The organism is Streptomyces sp. NPDC054834 (genome assembly GCF_053611185.1).
On sequence record NZ_JBSGZV010000006.1, the window covers coordinates 137,664 to 151,572 of the forward strand.

The 13,909-nt window shown below is 68.0% G+C and carries 13 protein-coding genes; 6 read left to right on the forward strand and 7 right to left on the reverse strand.

The features are described 5' to 3' along the window. Positions 1-80: 80 nt before the first annotated feature. Genes ACWGJM_RS11030 through ACWGJM_RS11055 form a run of 6 tightly spaced genes read left to right on the forward strand, consistent with a single transcriptional unit; the run spans position 81 to position 4,209 of the window. The gene (locus ACWGJM_RS11030; RefSeq protein ID WP_453411351.1) at positions 81-878 is read left to right on the forward strand and encodes a DUF881 domain-containing protein; all 798 of its coding nucleotides are present in this window, start codon (positions 81-83) and stop codon (positions 876-878) included. Between the two features lie 22 nt (positions 879-900). Continuing rightward, on the forward strand, positions 901-1,581 hold the full coding sequence (locus ACWGJM_RS11035) for a class E sortase (protein WP_453411352.1): 681 nt from the start codon (positions 901-903) through the stop codon (positions 1,579-1,581). Between the two features lie 52 nt (positions 1,582-1,633). Further along, on the forward strand, positions 1,634-1,795 hold the full coding sequence (locus ACWGJM_RS11040) for a hypothetical protein (protein ID WP_361442121.1): 162 nt from the start codon (positions 1,634-1,636) through the stop codon (positions 1,793-1,795). Continuing rightward, positions 1,792-2,430: an aminodeoxychorismate/anthranilate synthase component II gene (locus ACWGJM_RS11045; RefSeq protein WP_390737472.1), complete on the forward strand. Its 639-nt coding sequence runs from the start codon at positions 1,792-1,794 to the stop codon at positions 2,428-2,430. Before ACWGJM_RS11040 ends, ACWGJM_RS11045 begins: the two co-directional genes overlap by 4 nt. Beyond that, the gene (locus ACWGJM_RS11050; RefSeq protein ID WP_453411353.1) at positions 2,427-3,443 is read left to right on the forward strand and encodes a class E sortase; all 1,017 of its coding nucleotides are present in this window, start codon (positions 2,427-2,429) and stop codon (positions 3,441-3,443) included. The genes ACWGJM_RS11045 and ACWGJM_RS11050 overlap by 4 nt, the downstream gene beginning before the upstream one ends. A gap of 13 nt (positions 3,444-3,456) precedes the next feature. Continuing rightward, positions 3,457-4,209 (forward strand): class E sortase, encoded by a 753-nt coding sequence (locus tag ACWGJM_RS11055; protein WP_453411354.1) that lies wholly within the window; start codon positions 3,457-3,459, stop codon positions 4,207-4,209. Positions 4,210-4,269: 60 nt separating this feature from the next. On the opposite strand, the gene ACWGJM_RS11060 is transcribed toward ACWGJM_RS11055, so the two are convergent. The 7 genes from ACWGJM_RS11060 to ACWGJM_RS11090 all read right to left on the reverse strand — a co-directional run bounded on the left by ACWGJM_RS11060 (position 4,270) and on the right by ACWGJM_RS11090 (position 13,685). After that, entirely contained in the window at positions 4,270-5,292 is a 1,023-nt protein-coding gene (locus ACWGJM_RS11060) for a restriction endonuclease (protein ID WP_453411355.1), read from the reverse strand. 201 nt (positions 5,293-5,493) lie between these two features. Beyond that, a complete protein-coding gene (pknB, locus tag ACWGJM_RS11065) occupies positions 5,494-7,482 on the reverse strand; it encodes a Stk1 family PASTA domain-containing Ser/Thr kinase (RefSeq protein ID WP_453411356.1) in 1,989 nt (662 codons plus the stop codon). Positions 7,483-7,653: 171 nt separating this feature from the next. Then, positions 7,654-9,132 (reverse strand): peptidoglycan D,D-transpeptidase FtsI family protein, encoded by a 1,479-nt coding sequence (locus ACWGJM_RS11070; protein ID WP_453411357.1) that lies wholly within the window; start codon positions 9,130-9,132, stop codon positions 7,654-7,656. After that, entirely contained in the window at positions 9,129-10,574 is a 1,446-nt protein-coding gene (locus ACWGJM_RS11075; RefSeq protein ID WP_453411358.1) for an FtsW/RodA/SpoVE family cell cycle protein, read from the reverse strand. The genes ACWGJM_RS11070 and ACWGJM_RS11075 overlap by 4 nt, the downstream gene beginning before the upstream one ends. 27 nt (positions 10,575-10,601) lie before the next feature. Continuing rightward, positions 10,602-12,152, reverse strand: a complete 1,551-nt coding sequence (locus tag ACWGJM_RS11080) for a Stp1/IreP family PP2C-type Ser/Thr phosphatase (RefSeq protein WP_453411500.1) — start codon at positions 12,150-12,152, stop codon at positions 10,602-10,604. A 140-nt stretch (positions 12,153-12,292) separates the two neighbouring features. Beyond that, positions 12,293-12,811 (reverse strand): FHA domain-containing protein FhaB/FipA, encoded by a 519-nt coding sequence (locus tag ACWGJM_RS11085; RefSeq protein ID WP_453411359.1) that lies wholly within the window; start codon positions 12,809-12,811, stop codon positions 12,293-12,295. A gap of 10 nt (positions 12,812-12,821) precedes the next feature. Then, on the reverse strand, positions 12,822-13,685 hold the full coding sequence (locus ACWGJM_RS11090; RefSeq protein ID WP_453411360.1) for an FhaA domain-containing protein: 864 nt from the start codon (positions 13,683-13,685) through the stop codon (positions 12,822-12,824). Positions 13,686-13,909 lie beyond the last annotated feature (224 nt).

Sequence of the window (13,909 nt, forward strand, 5' to 3'; positions counted from 1 at the left end):
GACAGTAAGGGCAGACTGAGCACTCCCCCGGGCGTCCGTTAGCGTAGTGCTTCCGCGGCGCCGAAGGAGATAAGGGTACGTTGAGCAATTCTGCCGACTCCCCCGGGACGGGATCAACAGGTTCCGGCCCTGTCCTCCCTGCCCGCGGTACCCGTTTCCGGCCGGTGCGGGCTCTGACGGCGGCGGTCTTCGCGCTCGCCGGGCTGATCTTCTTCACCAGCTTCAACACCGCCAAGGGCACCGACATCCGTACGGACTCCTCCTTGCTGAAGCTGTCCGACCTCATCCAGGAACGGAGCCACAAGAACAAGGGGCTGGACGAGTCCAACGCGACGCTGCGGGACGACGTCGAGTCGCTGGCCGAGCGGGACGACGGCAGCACCAAGGCGCAGGACGAGAAGCTCTCCGGACTGGAGAAGAACGCGGGGACGGAGAAGCTCAAGGGCAAGGCGATCACGGTCACGCTCAACGACGCCCCGCCGAACGCCACGGCCAAGCTGCCCGGCTATCCCGAGCCGCAGCCCGACTACCTGGTCATCCACCAGCAGGATCTCCAGGCCGTGGTGAACGCGCTGTGGCAGGGCGGGGCCAAGGGCATCAAGGTGATGGACCAGCGGCTGATCTCCACCAGTGCCGTGCGCTGCGTGGGAAACACGCTGATCCTCCAGGGTCGCGTCTACTCGCCGCCGTACAAGATCACGGCGGTCGGCGACCCGGCGAAGATGCAGCAGGCGCTGGCGGACTCCCAGACGATCCAGACCTACATGGTGTACGTGAACGTCTACGGCCTCGGCTGGAAAGTCACCGAGGACGGCACGGTGACTCTGCCCGGCTACTCGGGCACAGTGGACCTGCACTACGCGAAGCCCGTGAAGTAGGTGCCCTCACCAGGAGCCGCCGGTGCGCGTGATCGTCAGGACCGTCAGCGAGCTCTGCATCACGGTGGGCACCTTGATCGTGCTGTTCGTGGTCTATGTACTGTTCTGGACCGGCGTCAAGGCCGACAGTGAGATGAACGACCAGATCGACCAGCTGCACCAGCAGTGGTCGAAGGGGGCCGTGCATCCCACGGCCGCCGCGTCGCGGGGGGCGGGGAAGCCGGCGCCGTACAGGTACGGCAAGCCTTTCGCGATCATGTACATCCCGCGGCTCGGTTTCACGTGGAACGAGCCCGTGCTCGAGGGCACCGGCACCGACGTGCTGAAGAAGGGGCTCGCCCACTACGCGCGCACCGCGCGGCTGGGCCAGGAGGGCAACTTCGCCGTCGCAGGTCATCGGCGGACATACGGCGACCCCTTCAAGGACTTCCCGAAGCTGAGGGCCGGTGACGCGGTCGTATTGACGGACGGAACGAGCTGGTTCACGTATCGGATCGACAAAGGGCCTTACAAAACGGTTCCGACTGACGTTGAAGTGATCGGCCCTGTGCCACGTAAGTCGGGGTACACGCGTCCGGGCCGGTATCTGACGTTGACCACGTGCGATCCCGAATGGGGCCACAGTCACCGGCTGATCGTCTGGGCGCATCTTGACTCCACGCAGCCTGTGGAGGCAGGCAAACCGAAGGCTCTGCGCCGTTAGTCTGGTGACGTACGGCGGGAGTCTGGTGCCGTGGTGGAACGGAAGGGACGGCATGTACGGCTGGATCTGGCGGCATCTGCCGGGAAACACGTGGGTGAAGGCGCTGACCTCACTCCTGCTGGTTCTGGCCGTGGTCTATGTCCTCTTCCAGTACGTGTTCCCCTGGGCCGAACCGCTGCTGCCCTTCAACGATGTGACGGTGGACAACCAGTGAGTGCGCGGATTCTCGTCGTCGACAACTACGACAGCTTCGTCTTCAACCTGGTCCAGTACCTCTATCAGCTGGGCGCCGAGTGCGAGGTGCTGCGCAACGACGAGGTGTCGACGGCGCACGCCCAGGACGGCTTCGACGGCGTGCTGCTGTCCCCGGGGCCCGGCACGCCGGAGGAGGCGGGGGTCTGCGTGGACATGGTCCGGCACTGCGCCGCGACCGGGGTGCCCGTCTTCGGTGTCTGCCTGGGCATGCAGTCGATGCAGGTGGCGTACGGCGGGGTGGTGGACCGCGCGCCCGAGCTGCTGCACGGGAAGACCTCACCGGTGGAGCACGAGGGCAGGGGCGTCTTCGCCGGGCTGCCCTCGCCCTTCACCGCGACCCGCTACCACTCGCTGGCCGCGGAGCCGGCCACCGTCCCGGCGGAGCTGGAGGTCACGGCCCGGACGCACGACGGGATCATCATGGGCCTGCGCCACCGCGAACTTCCGGTCGAGGGCGTGCAGTTCCACCCCGAGTCGGTCCTGACCGAGCACGGGCACCGGATGCTGGCCAACTGGCTGGTGGAGTGCGGCGACCAGGGTGCCGTGGCGAGGTCGGCGGGGCTCGCCCCGGTGGTGGGCAGGGCCACGGCGTGACCGCGCTGCGCCCCGAGCGCGAGGACTCGTACGGCGGCGCGTCGTACGGTTCCTACGGCATGCCGCCGCACGAGGCTCCCATCGATGATGAGACGGTGGCGTTGCGGATACCGGAGCCACCGCCTGTGTCGGCTTCTGCGGCCTCTTCGGCCACGTCTGCCACTCGAGCCACACCGGGCGGCCGAGCGGCCCGCAGAAAGGCCGCCAAGCGGCGTGGCGGGCGTCATGGCGGTGCGCGGGAGGCCGCGCGGGAGCCGTCCGGAGAGTCGCGGTCCGGAGAGTCGAGGTCCGGGGCGCCGCTGTCCCGGGTCGAGGCCCGGCGGCAGGAGCGGGCCCGCAAGCCGGGCCCGGCGGTCGTCGCGAGCAGGGCGATCGGTGAGGTGTTCATCACCACCGGTGTGCTGATGCTGCTGTTCGTCACCTACCAGCTGTGGTGGACGAACGTCCGGGCGCACGCCCAGGCCGGCAAGGAGGCGAACAGCCTCCAGCAGGACTGGGCGAGCGGCAAGCGCGCGCCGGGGACCTTCGAGCCGGGGCAGGGCTTCGCGATCCTGCACATTCCCGAGCTGGACGTGGTGGCGCCGATCGCGGAGGGCGTCAGCAACAAGAAGGTGCTCGACAAGGGCATGGTCGGCCACTACGGCGAGGGCGCGCTGAAGACGGCGATGCCGGACGCGAAGACCGGCAACTTCGGCCTGGCCGCGCATCGCAACACGCACGGGGAGCCCTTCCGGTACATCAACCGGCTCAAGAAGGGCGACGCGGTCGTCGTGGAGACGCAGGACACGTACTACGTCTACAAGATGACGTCGATGCTGCCGGTGACGGCGCCCTCCAACACGAGCGTGCTGGACCCCGTCCCGAAGGGGTCGGGCTTCACCAAGCCGGGCCGCTACATCACCCTCACCACGTGCACGCCGGAGTTCACGAGCAAGTACCGGCTGATCGTCTGGGGCAAGATGGTCGAGGAACGGCCGCGCAGCAAGGGCAAGCCGGATGCGCTCGTCGAGTAAGGGCAGATGAACAGTGGCAGCGACCGCCGACGACACCGAAGAGCACACGGGGGCGCCCGCGGCGGCGCCCGCACCACGGCGCCGGGGCACCGGCCGGATCGCCACGGCCGTCAGCCTTTTCGGTGAACTCCTGATCACGGCGGGCCTCGTGCTCGGCCTCTTCGTCGTCTACTCCCTGTGGTGGACGAACGTCGTCGCCGACCGTACGGCGCACAAGGAGGCCGACAAGGTCCGGGACAACTGGGCCCACGGCTCCGGCGGTCCCGGTGCGCTGGACACCAAGGACGGCATCGGTTTCCTGCACGTCCCCGCGATGAAGAACGGGGAGGTCCTGGTCGAGAAGGGCACGTCGACGGACGTCCTGAACGACGGCGTCGCCGGCTACTACACGGACCCCGTCAAGGCCACGCTGCCGACCTCCGGCAAGAAGGGCAACTTCACTCTCGCGGCCCATCGTGACGGCCACGGCGCCAAGTTCCACAACATCGACAAGGTGGAGAAGGGCGACCCGATCGTCTTCGAGACGAAGGACAAGTGGTACGTCTACAAGGCCTTCGCCGTCCTCCCGGAGACCTCGAAGTACAACGTCAAGGTCCTGACCTCGGTCCCGAAGGAGTCGGGCGTCAAGAAGCCCGGCCACTACATCACCCTGACGACCTGCACCCCGGTGTACACCTCCCGCTACCGCTACGTGGTCTGGGGCGAACTGGTCCGCGTGGACAAGGTCGACAGCGAGCGGACGCCGCCGAAGGAACTGCGCGGCTAACATGACGGAGGCCCGAAGCCGCAACTTGCCTTTGCGGCTTCGGGCGCCTTCTGCCGTGTCTCAGCGCAGCGCCTTCAGGTGCGCTCCGGCACTCCACGCTTCCACCTCGTCACGGTTGACGGTGATGACTCCGGTGAGGTCGGCGATGGCCTGTGCTTCGCTGCTGAAGTTCGACGTGGCGACGAACAGGGCGACGTCGACGCGGTCGAGGGCTCGTGTCGCACCGGCGAACTTCTGCATGTCGGCGCTGGGGACGGTCCAGCGGCCGGCCCGGTTCTTGCACTGGACGGCCACGGTACGTCCGTCCGCCGTACGGGCGGTGACGTCGATGCCCCGGTCGCTGTGGGCCCGTCGTACGACGACGTCCGTGCAGCCGTCACGGCGGAGCAGGTCGGCGACGTGGTGCTCGAACGCCTGCCAGGTCATGGCACTGATGGCAGCCCTGACCTGATCCGTCGGCGCGTCTCCTTCCAGGGCGTTGAGCCGTCGGTGGTGCCAGCACAGCCTTTGCTCGACGTTCTGGATGTCGTCGCGAAGGGCGATGAGCTCGCGGCGGTGCTCGCCCGATGCCTCGATCAGGGCGTTGAACATGGGGACGACGGTCTTGCCGAGGATGCGGGTGATGCGCTGGTCGATGTGGTCGTCGAGGGAGGGAGTTGCCGTGTGGACAGAGTTATCCACAGGCTGTGTCCGGGCCAGATACTCCATGTCCAGGAGGTACAGACGCACCTGACGTGCGACTTCGCTGTCGCGGAGCAGCATGGCGACGTTGAGGACGGCTCGGCGGGAGAAGAGGGCCAGTGAAGCTGTGCGGGACTGGATTCCACTGAGCGCCTTGAAGGCGCTCAGTTCTGTACCTGTCAGCACGTGGTAGCCGTTGGCCTCCAACTCAGTCCTGTGGTCGATCACAAGGGATCGGATCGCCTTGACGCGTACCTGAAAATACGCCGCCACCATCGCCGTCGTCACGTGCATCCCGTCCGGCAGCAGTGACAGGACCTTCACGCGGTCCAGCACGTCGGTGCGCTCCAGCACGCTGTCGCGCAGGGTCTTCGATTCCAACAGTGCCAATTCGTTGATCATGTTCTGCACCTCTGCTCATTTCGTGGCCGTCTGGCCGGGGCAGAGACTCGATTCCCCACCCCATCGATCAACGAGTCATGACGTACGAAGACACGATCGGTCGTGGAACTGTCGTGCGGTCGGTGTGCCGTGTTCCGCGCTGCGTACGAATGAGCCCCGGCACCCGTGTGAGATGGGTGCCGGGGCTCATTCGGTATGCGGTCAGCCGGTTACACCGCCGAAGATGTTGGTGCCGCCGTTGTTGTTTCCGCCGTTGTTGTTGCCGCCTTGGCCGACCGTGACCACGTTGACCGCGGTGCCCTGGTCAACCGTGTTGCCCGCGCCGGGGTCGGAGGTGAAGACGATGGCGTTGTCGTCCTGGGACCCGTTGACGTTGCCGAGTTGGAGGCCGGCCTGCTGGAGCAGGGTCTTGGCGTTCTTCAGGGTCTGGCCCTGGAGGTTCGGAACCTGCGTCTGCTGGTTCTGCTTCGCCTTGCCGATCTGGATCTGCACCGTCGAGTTCTTGCTGATCTGGGCGTTGGCCGGCGGGTCGGTCGAGATGACCTTGTCGACCTTGGTGTTGTCGTCGGTCTCCACATCGGTGCAGTTGCCGACCAGGTTGTTGGCCGTCATCTGGGCCTTGGCCTCGTCGCAGGACTTGCCGGTGACGTCCGGGACGGTCGCCTTTTCCTCCGCCTTGGCGACGGTCAGGGTGATCGTCGTGCCCTTCTGCTTCGACGTGCCGCCTTCGGGGTCCTGGGCGGTGACGACGCCCGGCGTCCGGGTGGACACCTCGATCTTCTTGTCGACCACGAAGCCCTTGTCCTCGAGCTGGGATTTGGCATCGTCGAACTGGGCGCCGCGGACGTCCGGCACGGTGACCTTCGGCGTGCCCGTCGACACCGTCAGAGTGACGGTGTCGTTCTTCTTCACGTCCGAGCCCGGGGTCGGGTTCTGGGAGCAGACCGTTTTCGCCGGTTTGCCGCAGGCTTTCTTGGTGACCGTGACCTTCAGGTCGACGTTATTGGCCATCCGTTCGGCATCGGCCTGCGTGTGGTCGACGAAGTTCGGAGCCTTGAAGGTCTCGTCCGCCGAGTTGTTCCCGGGGAACGCCCACTTCCCGATCAGGATCGCGCCGACCAGCACCAGGATGCCCGCCACGATGAGCAGGATCGTGGAGGTGTTGTTCTTCTTCGGCTGGCGGCGCCGGTCGGGGCGGTCGTCGTAGCCGTAGCCGCCGTCGTCCGGGTTCATCGGCGGAAGCATGGTCGTGGCGCCGGCGCCCGCGTCGGAGCGCAACGCGGTCGTGGGCGCGTCGTCCGGGTAGCCGCCGTAGCCGACGGCGCCCAGGGCTGCCGTCGCCGCGACGGGCTGGCCGTCGAGGCAGGCCTCGATGTCGGCGCGCATCTCGTCGGCGGACTGGTAGCGGTAGTCCGGGTCCTTGACCAGTGCCTTGAGGACGATGGAGTCCATCTCGGGCGTGATCTCGGGGTCGAAGACGCTCGGCGGCTGGGGTTCCTCGCGGACGTGCTGGTAGGCGACGGCCACGGGAGAGTCGCCTACGAAGGGCGGGCGGACCGTCAACAGCTCGTAGAGGAGACAGCCAGTCGAATAGAGGTCCGAGCGGGCGTCGACCTGCTCGCCCTTGGCCTGCTCGGGCGAGAGGTACTGCGCGGTGCCGATGACCGCGGCGGTCTGCGTCATGGTCATGCCGGAGTCGCCCATGGCGCGGGCGATGCCGAAGTCCATGACCTTGACCTGGCCGTTGCGGGTCAGCATGACGTTCGCCGGCTTGATGTCGCGGTGGACGATGCCGCTGCGGTGGGCGTACTCCAGGCCCTGGAGGATGCCGATGGTCATCTCCATCGACCGCTCCGGCAGCAGCTTGCGGCCGCTGTGAAGAAGCTCACGGAGCGTGGAGCCGTCGACGTACTCCATCACGATGTACGGGATCGAGACCCCGTCGATGTAGTCCTCGCCCGTGTCGTAGACCGCGACGATCGCGGGATGGTTGAGCGAGGCGGCCGACTGGGCCTCCCGGCGGAACCGGGCCTGGAAAGACGGGTCGCGCGCGAGGTCGGCGCGCAGCGTCTTCACCGCCACGGTGCGGCCGAGGCGCGTGTCATGCGCGAGGTAGACCTCGGCCATGCCACCACGGCCGAGCACCTGGCCCAGCTCGTACCGGCCGCCGAGGCGACGCGGCTCTTCCATAGTTCCCTACCAGCCCTCTCCGTCGGTCCCGGCCGGCACAGGGGTGTGCGGCCGGAGGCTGTCGTCCGGGCCTACCGTACCCGGCTCGCTCTGTGTGACCTGGCCAAGCCCGTCACCCGATACAGGACCGGTATCGCAACGTGCACCGATGCGTGGGGGACGTGAGCGGAGTCACTTCTTGGACTTGATGACCGCCTCCATCACGCTCTTCGCGATCGGGGCCGCGAGGCCGCCGCCGGAGATGTCGTCGCGGCTCGCCTGGTCGTCCTCGATGACCACGGCCACGGCGACCGGCGAGCTGCCGTCGGGGAGCTTGGCGTAGGAGATGAACCAGGCGTACGGGTTCTTGCTGTTCGCGACGCCGTGCTGGGCGGTACCGGTCTTGCCGCCCACCGTGGCACCGCTGATCTGCGCCTTCGTACCCGTGCCCTCCTTGACGACCGTCTGCATCATGTCCTGGAGGATCTGGGCGTTCTTCGGCGACAGCGGCTGGCTGAGCTCCTCCGGCTGGGTCTTGGCGACCGGGTCGAGGCTGGGGGACTGGAGTGAGTCGACCATGTACGGCTTCATCAGCTTGCCGTCGTTGGCGACGGCGGAGGCGACCATCGCCATCTGGAGCGGGGTCGCGGCGGTGTTGAACTGGCCGATCGAGGACAGCGCGGTCTGCGACGTGTTCATCTTGTCGGAGAACACCGAGGCGTTGGAACGGACCGGGGTGAACTGCTCGGCGTCGAAGCCGAACTTCTTGGCCTCTTCCAGCATCTTGTCGTTGCCGAGGTCCGCGCCGATCTTGCCGAAGACGGAGTTGCAGGAGACCTTGAGCGCGACCCGCATGGTCGCGTTCTTGCAGGGGATGTTGCCCTCGTTCTTCAGCGGGGTGGTGGTGCCCGGCATGATCCAGGGCAGCGGCGACTTGGTGTTCTCGTCGGCCGAGGTGTACAGCCCGTTCTCCAGGGCGGCCGCCGCGGTGACCACCTTGAAGGTGGAGCCCGGCGGGTAGGTCTCGCGCAGTGCCCGGTTCAGCGTCGGGTCGCTGGGGTTGTTCTCCTTCTTCAGCGCGTTCCAGGCCTTGGTGTCCGTGGTGAGGCTGTTGCCCGCGAAGGAGGAGGGGTCGTACGACGGGTAGGAGGCCAGCGCCAGGATCTTGCCGGTGGACGGTTCGAGGGCGACCACGGCGCCCTTGCCGCCCTGCTTCTTCAGGCCGTTGTACGCGGCCTTCTGGGCGGCCGCGTTGAGCGTGGTGACGACGTTTCCGCCCTGCTGCTGCTTACCCGTGATCATGTCGAGGGTCTTGCGGAAGAAGAGCCGGTCGTCGTCACCGGTGAGTATGCCGTCCTCGATGGACTCCAGCTGGGTGGCGCCGAAGGCCTGGGAGGCGTACCCGGTGACCGGCGACCACATGGCGCCGTCCTTGTAGGTGCGCTTGTACTTGAGGTCGCCGCTCTTCGTTTTGACGGACCCGGTGATGGGTTCGCCGTCGACGATGATGTCGCCGCGCGGGGTGGCGTAGCGGGCGATGGTGACGCGGCGGTTGTTGGTGTCGTCCTTGAGGCTGTCCGCCTTGACGTACTGGAGCCAGTTGTCGCGCAGGAGCAAGGTGAGGACGAGGAGACCGCAGAAGATCGCGATCCGGCGCAGGGGCTTGTTCACGGGCGGACCACCTGGGTCATCTCGGCGTCGGGGCTGGCGGCGGGGGCGGGCGCCGGACGTCTGGCGGTGTCGCTGATGCGGATCAGGATGCCGATCAGGGCCCAGTTGGCCAGCACGGAGGAACCGCCGTACGCGACGAACGGCATCGTCATACCGGTCAGCGGGATGAGGCCCATCACACCGCCGGCCACGACGAACACCTGGAGCGCGAAGGCGCCGGACAGGCCGACGGCGAGCAGCTTGCCGAACGGGTCGCGGGCGGCGAGGGCGGTGCGCACGCCGCGCTCCACGATCAGGCCGTAGAGCAGCAGGATCGCCATGATGCCGGCCAGGCCGAGCTCCTCGCCGAAGGTGGCGAGGATGAAGTCGGAGTTGGCGGCGAACTTGATCAGGTCGGAGTGGCCCTGGCCGAGGCCGGTGCCGAGGGTGCCGCCGGAGCCGAAGGCCCACAGGGCCTGCTGCAACTGGTCGGAGTGGAGGATGCCGTCGTGGGTCACCATGCGGCTGAGCTTGTACTCGCGCATCGGGTTGAGCCAGGCCTGGACACGGGTCTGGATGTGCGGTTCGAAGCTGGCGACGCCGACGGCGCCGACCGCGGACATCAGCAGACCGAAGACGATCCAGCTGGTCCGCTCGGTGGCGACGTACAGCATGATCACGAACATGCCGAAGAACAGCAGCGAGGTGCCGAGGTCGGTCTCGAAGACCAGGATGAGGATGGAGATCGCCCAGACGACCAGGATGGGGCCGAGGTCGCGGCCGCGCGGCAGGTAGAGGCCCATGAAGCGGCGGCTGGCCAGTGCCAGCGCGTCGCGCTTCACCATCAGGTAGCCGGCGAAGAAGACGGCGAGGGCGATCTTCGCGAACTCGCCGGGCTGGAGGGAGCCCAGGCCGGGGACCCTGATCCAGATCTTGGCGCCGTAGATGTTGGCCCCGAGGCCGGGCACCAGCGGCAGGATGAGCAGGACCAGTGCGCCGAACATGGAGATGTAGGTGTAGCGCTGAAGGACACGGTGGTCCTTGAGGAAGATCAGCACGACGACGAACATGGCGATGCCCAGCGCTGTGTAGAGCAGCTGCCGGGGCGCGGCCGCGGTGAAGTGGGGCAGCGACTGGAGCAGCTTCGACTGGTCGAGCCGCCAGATGACGACGAGCCCGAGGCCGTTGAGGAGCGTGGCGATGGGCAGCAGCAATGGGTCCGCGTAGGCGGCGAACTTTCTTACGGCGAGATGGCCGACGCCGGCCAGCAGGCCGAGGCCGAGGCCGTAGCTCAGCAGTCCGGCGGGTACCTGGTCGTTGATGGCCAGGCCCACGTTGGCGTAGGCGAACACCGGGATGGCGACGGCGAACACCAGGAGCGCCAGCTCGGTGTTGCGTCTGCTCGGTGCGCCGATGGCGCCGATGGTGGACGTGTGGTGCGTCGACGGGTTGGTAGTGCTCATCGTGTGACGGGGCCTCTCACGGCTTGCCTACTGCTTACCGCACAGCGAGACGACCTTCTGCTCATCCTCCGAGAGGGTGGGGCCGGGGCTGGGGGTCGCGGACGGGGTCGTGGACGGAGACTTCGAGTTCGAAGGGGATGGCGCCTTGCTGCCCGACGGGTTCGGTGTCGGCGAGGCCTTGGACGTGAAGGAGGTGTTCGTGGTTCCCGTGGTGCCCGAGGTCTTGCCCTGGCCGGTCTTGCTGTTGCTCTTGTCGGCGGCCGTCTGGCGCTCGGCCTCCTTCTTGCACGCGGAGGCCTGCACGGTGAGCTCGTCGATCTTCGACTGGGCGTCCTTGAGGCCGCCTTCCGCGATCGTGTTCTTGACCTGCTTCTGCTGGTAGGGCGGCAGGTACTTGAGTTCGATCTCGGGGTGGTCCTTCTCCACCTTCGACAGTGACACCCAGGCGAGGTCCTGGCTGATGCCCCGGTACAGGGCCACGTGCTCGTCCTTGGTGCCGACGTAGTACTGGGTCTGGGTCCAGCGGTAGCCGCCGTAGAGGCCGCCGCCGATGACGGCGAGGGCGAGGGTGCCGTAGAGGGAGCGCTTGAGCCACCTGCGGCCTCTGCGGGGTTTGACGAAGTCCTCGTCGGTGTAGTCGCCGAAGCTGCCGCCGGGGACGTAGCCGGTGGTGTCGCCGCTGCCGGGCGGGCCGAACTCGCCGCCGCCCTGGCCGCGGCCCTGGCGGCCGAGGCCGGAGGCGCGGCCGGCCGGGGTCTGCATGATGCCGTTGTCGTGCAGGTGGTGCTGGTTCTCGGCGACGGCGCCGACCACCACGGGGGTGTCGGACAGCTGTCCGGCGAGGGTGTCGCCGGTATCCAGGTCGAGGACGTCGGCGATGATCACGGTGATGTTGTCGGGGCCGCCGCCGCGCAGCGCGAGCTGGATCAGCTCCTGCACGGTCTCCTGCGGGCCCTGGTAGCTGGCGAGGGTCTCCTCCATCGTCTGGTGGGAGACGACGCCGGAGAGGCCGTCGGAGCAGATCAGGTAGCGGTCGCCGGCCCGTACCTCGCGGATCGACAGGTCGGGCTCCACGTGGTCGCCGCTGCCGAGTGCCCGCATGAGCAGGGACCGCTGCGGGTGGGTGGTCGCCTCCTCCTCGGTGATCCGGCCCTCGTCGACGAGCCGCTGGACCCAGGTGTGGTCCTGGGTGATCTGGGTGAGGACGCCGTCGCGCAGCAGGTAGGCGCGGGAGTCGCCGACGTGGACGAGGCCGAGCCGCTGTCCGGTCCACAGCAGGGCGGTGAGGGTGGTGCCCATGCCCTCGAGCTGGGGGTCCTCCTCGACCATGGAGCGCAGTTGGTCGTTGGCCCGCTGCACGGCATGGCCGAGGGAGGTGAGGATGTCGGAGCCGGGCACGTCGTCGTCGAGCGTGACCAGGGTGGAGATGACCTCGGAGGAGGCGACCTCGCCGGCCGCCTGGCCGCCCATGCCGTCGGCGATGGCGAGCAGGCGCGGACCGGCGTAACCGGAGTCCTCGTTGCCCTCCCGGATCATGCCCTTGTGCGATCCGGCGGCGAAGCGCAGTGACAGACTCATGCGCACCTCGCCCGTCGGCTCCGGGTACAGCCGGTCGTGTCGAGCCACACTGCCCACCCTCCGGTCGGGAGCGCGCCGGAGACCGGGGTGCGGTCCGCCGCTGCGTGCTCGCTCCGCTCGCGCTCAGTCATGATGTAGCACTACTTCCGCAGCTCGATGACGGTCTTGCCGATGCGGATCGGCGCGCCCGGCGCGATCGGTGTGGGAGTCGTCAGCCGGGACCGGTCCAGGTATGTGCCGTTGGTGGAGCCGAGGTCCTCGACGATCCACTGGCCGTCGCGGTCCGGGTAGATCCTGGCATGACGGCTGGAGGCGTAGTCGTCGTCCAGCACGATCGTGGAGTCGTGGGCGCGGCCCAGGGTGATGGTCTGGCCCTGGAGCGCGACGGTGGTGCCGGTCAGTGTGCCTTCGGTCACGATCAGCTTGGTGGGGGCGTTGCGGCGCTGCCGGCCGCCGCCCTGCTGGCCGCGCTGCTGCGGGGGCGCGGCCTGCTGCCGGGCCGCGGCCTGCTGGGGGCGCGCGGCCTCCCTGCGCGCTCCGCGCTGGGTGACGCGCGTACCGAACAGGTCGCTGCGGATGACCTGCACGGCCACGATCACGAACAGCCACAGTACGGCCAGGAAACCCAGCCGCATGACCGTGAGGGTCAGCTCTGACATTGCCCCCGCTTCACCCTTCGGCTTGCCGGTAAATGATGGTGCTGCTGCCCACGACGATCCGCGAGCCGTCGCGGAGCGTAGCGCGGGTGGTGTGCTGCCCGTCCACCACGATGCCGTTGGTGGAGCCGAGATCCTGGATCGTCGAGGGCGTTCCGGTCCGGATCTCGCAGTGCCGGCGGGAGACGCCGGGGTCGTCGATCCGCACGTCGGCCTCGGTGCTGCGGCCCAGCACCAGCGTCGCGCGGGAGATCTGGTGGCGGGTGCCGTTGATCTCGATCCAGTAGCGGGTGCGCCCGCCGCTCATCGGGGCGGCCGCGGGCCGCTGGGTGGCGGGCTGCGGGTAGCCGTACCCGCCGGGGCGCGCGCCGGGGGGCGGCGCGGAAGGCATGGGCGGGGCGGCGGCCGGCGGGTAGCCGTATCCGCCGCCGGGGGCGCCCGGGCCGGGCCGTCCGGTGGGCGGGGCCGCAGACGCGGGTGCGGAGGGGGCCTGCTGGTTGCTGGAGGATGCGAGCGTGCGGCTGCGCACCCGGTACAGGCCGGTGTCGAGGTCGTCGGCCTTCTCCAGGTTGACCTTGATCGGGCCCATGAAGGTGTAGCGCTGCTGCTTGGCGTAGTCGCGCACCATGCCGGCGAGCTCGTCGCCGAGCTGGCCGGAGTAGGGGCTGAGGCGCTCGTGGTCCGGCGCGCTCAGCTCCACGATGAAGTCGTTGGGTACGACGGTCCGGTCGCGGTTCCAGATGGTGGCGTTGTTGTCGCACTCCCGCTGGAGCGCGCCGGCGATCTCCACCGGCTGGACCTCGGACTTGAACACCTTGGCGAAGGTGCCGTTGACCAGACCTTCGAGGCGCTGCTCGAACTTCTTCAGGACTCCCATGGGGCACCTCCTCCGTCGCTGTCGTCCTGCCTTGCCGTACTGCGGTTCCGTACTGCCTTGCCTGGTACTGCTTACTGATCGTATCCACGCGGCCCGGCAATCAGCCGGTTCCCCGAGCGGCTCCCCTTCGAACTCCTCTTGTCAAGGATCGTAGAGGGGTGTGGAGACCAGTGTCCCGCACCTGGCTGTGGACCCGGCCGCCTCCTGGAGAGATGGCCGTGACC

Excerpts from the sequence above, each read along its gene's own strand:
- ACWGJM_RS11040 (WP_361442121.1), top strand. The coding sequence starts at position 1,634 with ATGTACGGCTGGATCTGGCGGCATCTGCCGGGAAACACGTGGGTGAAG.
- ACWGJM_RS11060 (WP_453411355.1), bottom strand. The coding sequence starts at position 5,292 with ATGATCAACGAATTGGCACTGTTGGAATCGAAGACCCTGCGCGACAGC.
- pknB (WP_453411356.1), bottom strand. The coding sequence starts at position 7,482 with ATGGAAGAGCCGCGTCGCCTCGGCGGCCGGTACGAGCTGGGCCAGGTG.
- ACWGJM_RS11075 (WP_453411358.1), bottom strand. The coding sequence starts at position 10,574 with ATGAGCACTACCAACCCGTCGACGCACCACACGTCCACCATCGGCGCC.
- ACWGJM_RS11080 (WP_453411500.1), bottom strand. The coding sequence starts at position 12,152 with ATGAGTCTGTCACTGCGCTTCGCCGCCGGATCGCACAAGGGCATGATC.
- ACWGJM_RS11085 (WP_453411359.1), bottom strand. The coding sequence starts at position 12,811 with ATGTCAGAGCTGACCCTCACGGTCATGCGGCTGGGTTTCCTGGCCGTA.
- ACWGJM_RS11090 (WP_453411360.1), bottom strand. The coding sequence starts at position 13,685 with ATGGGAGTCCTGAAGAAGTTCGAGCAGCGCCTCGAAGGTCTGGTCAAC.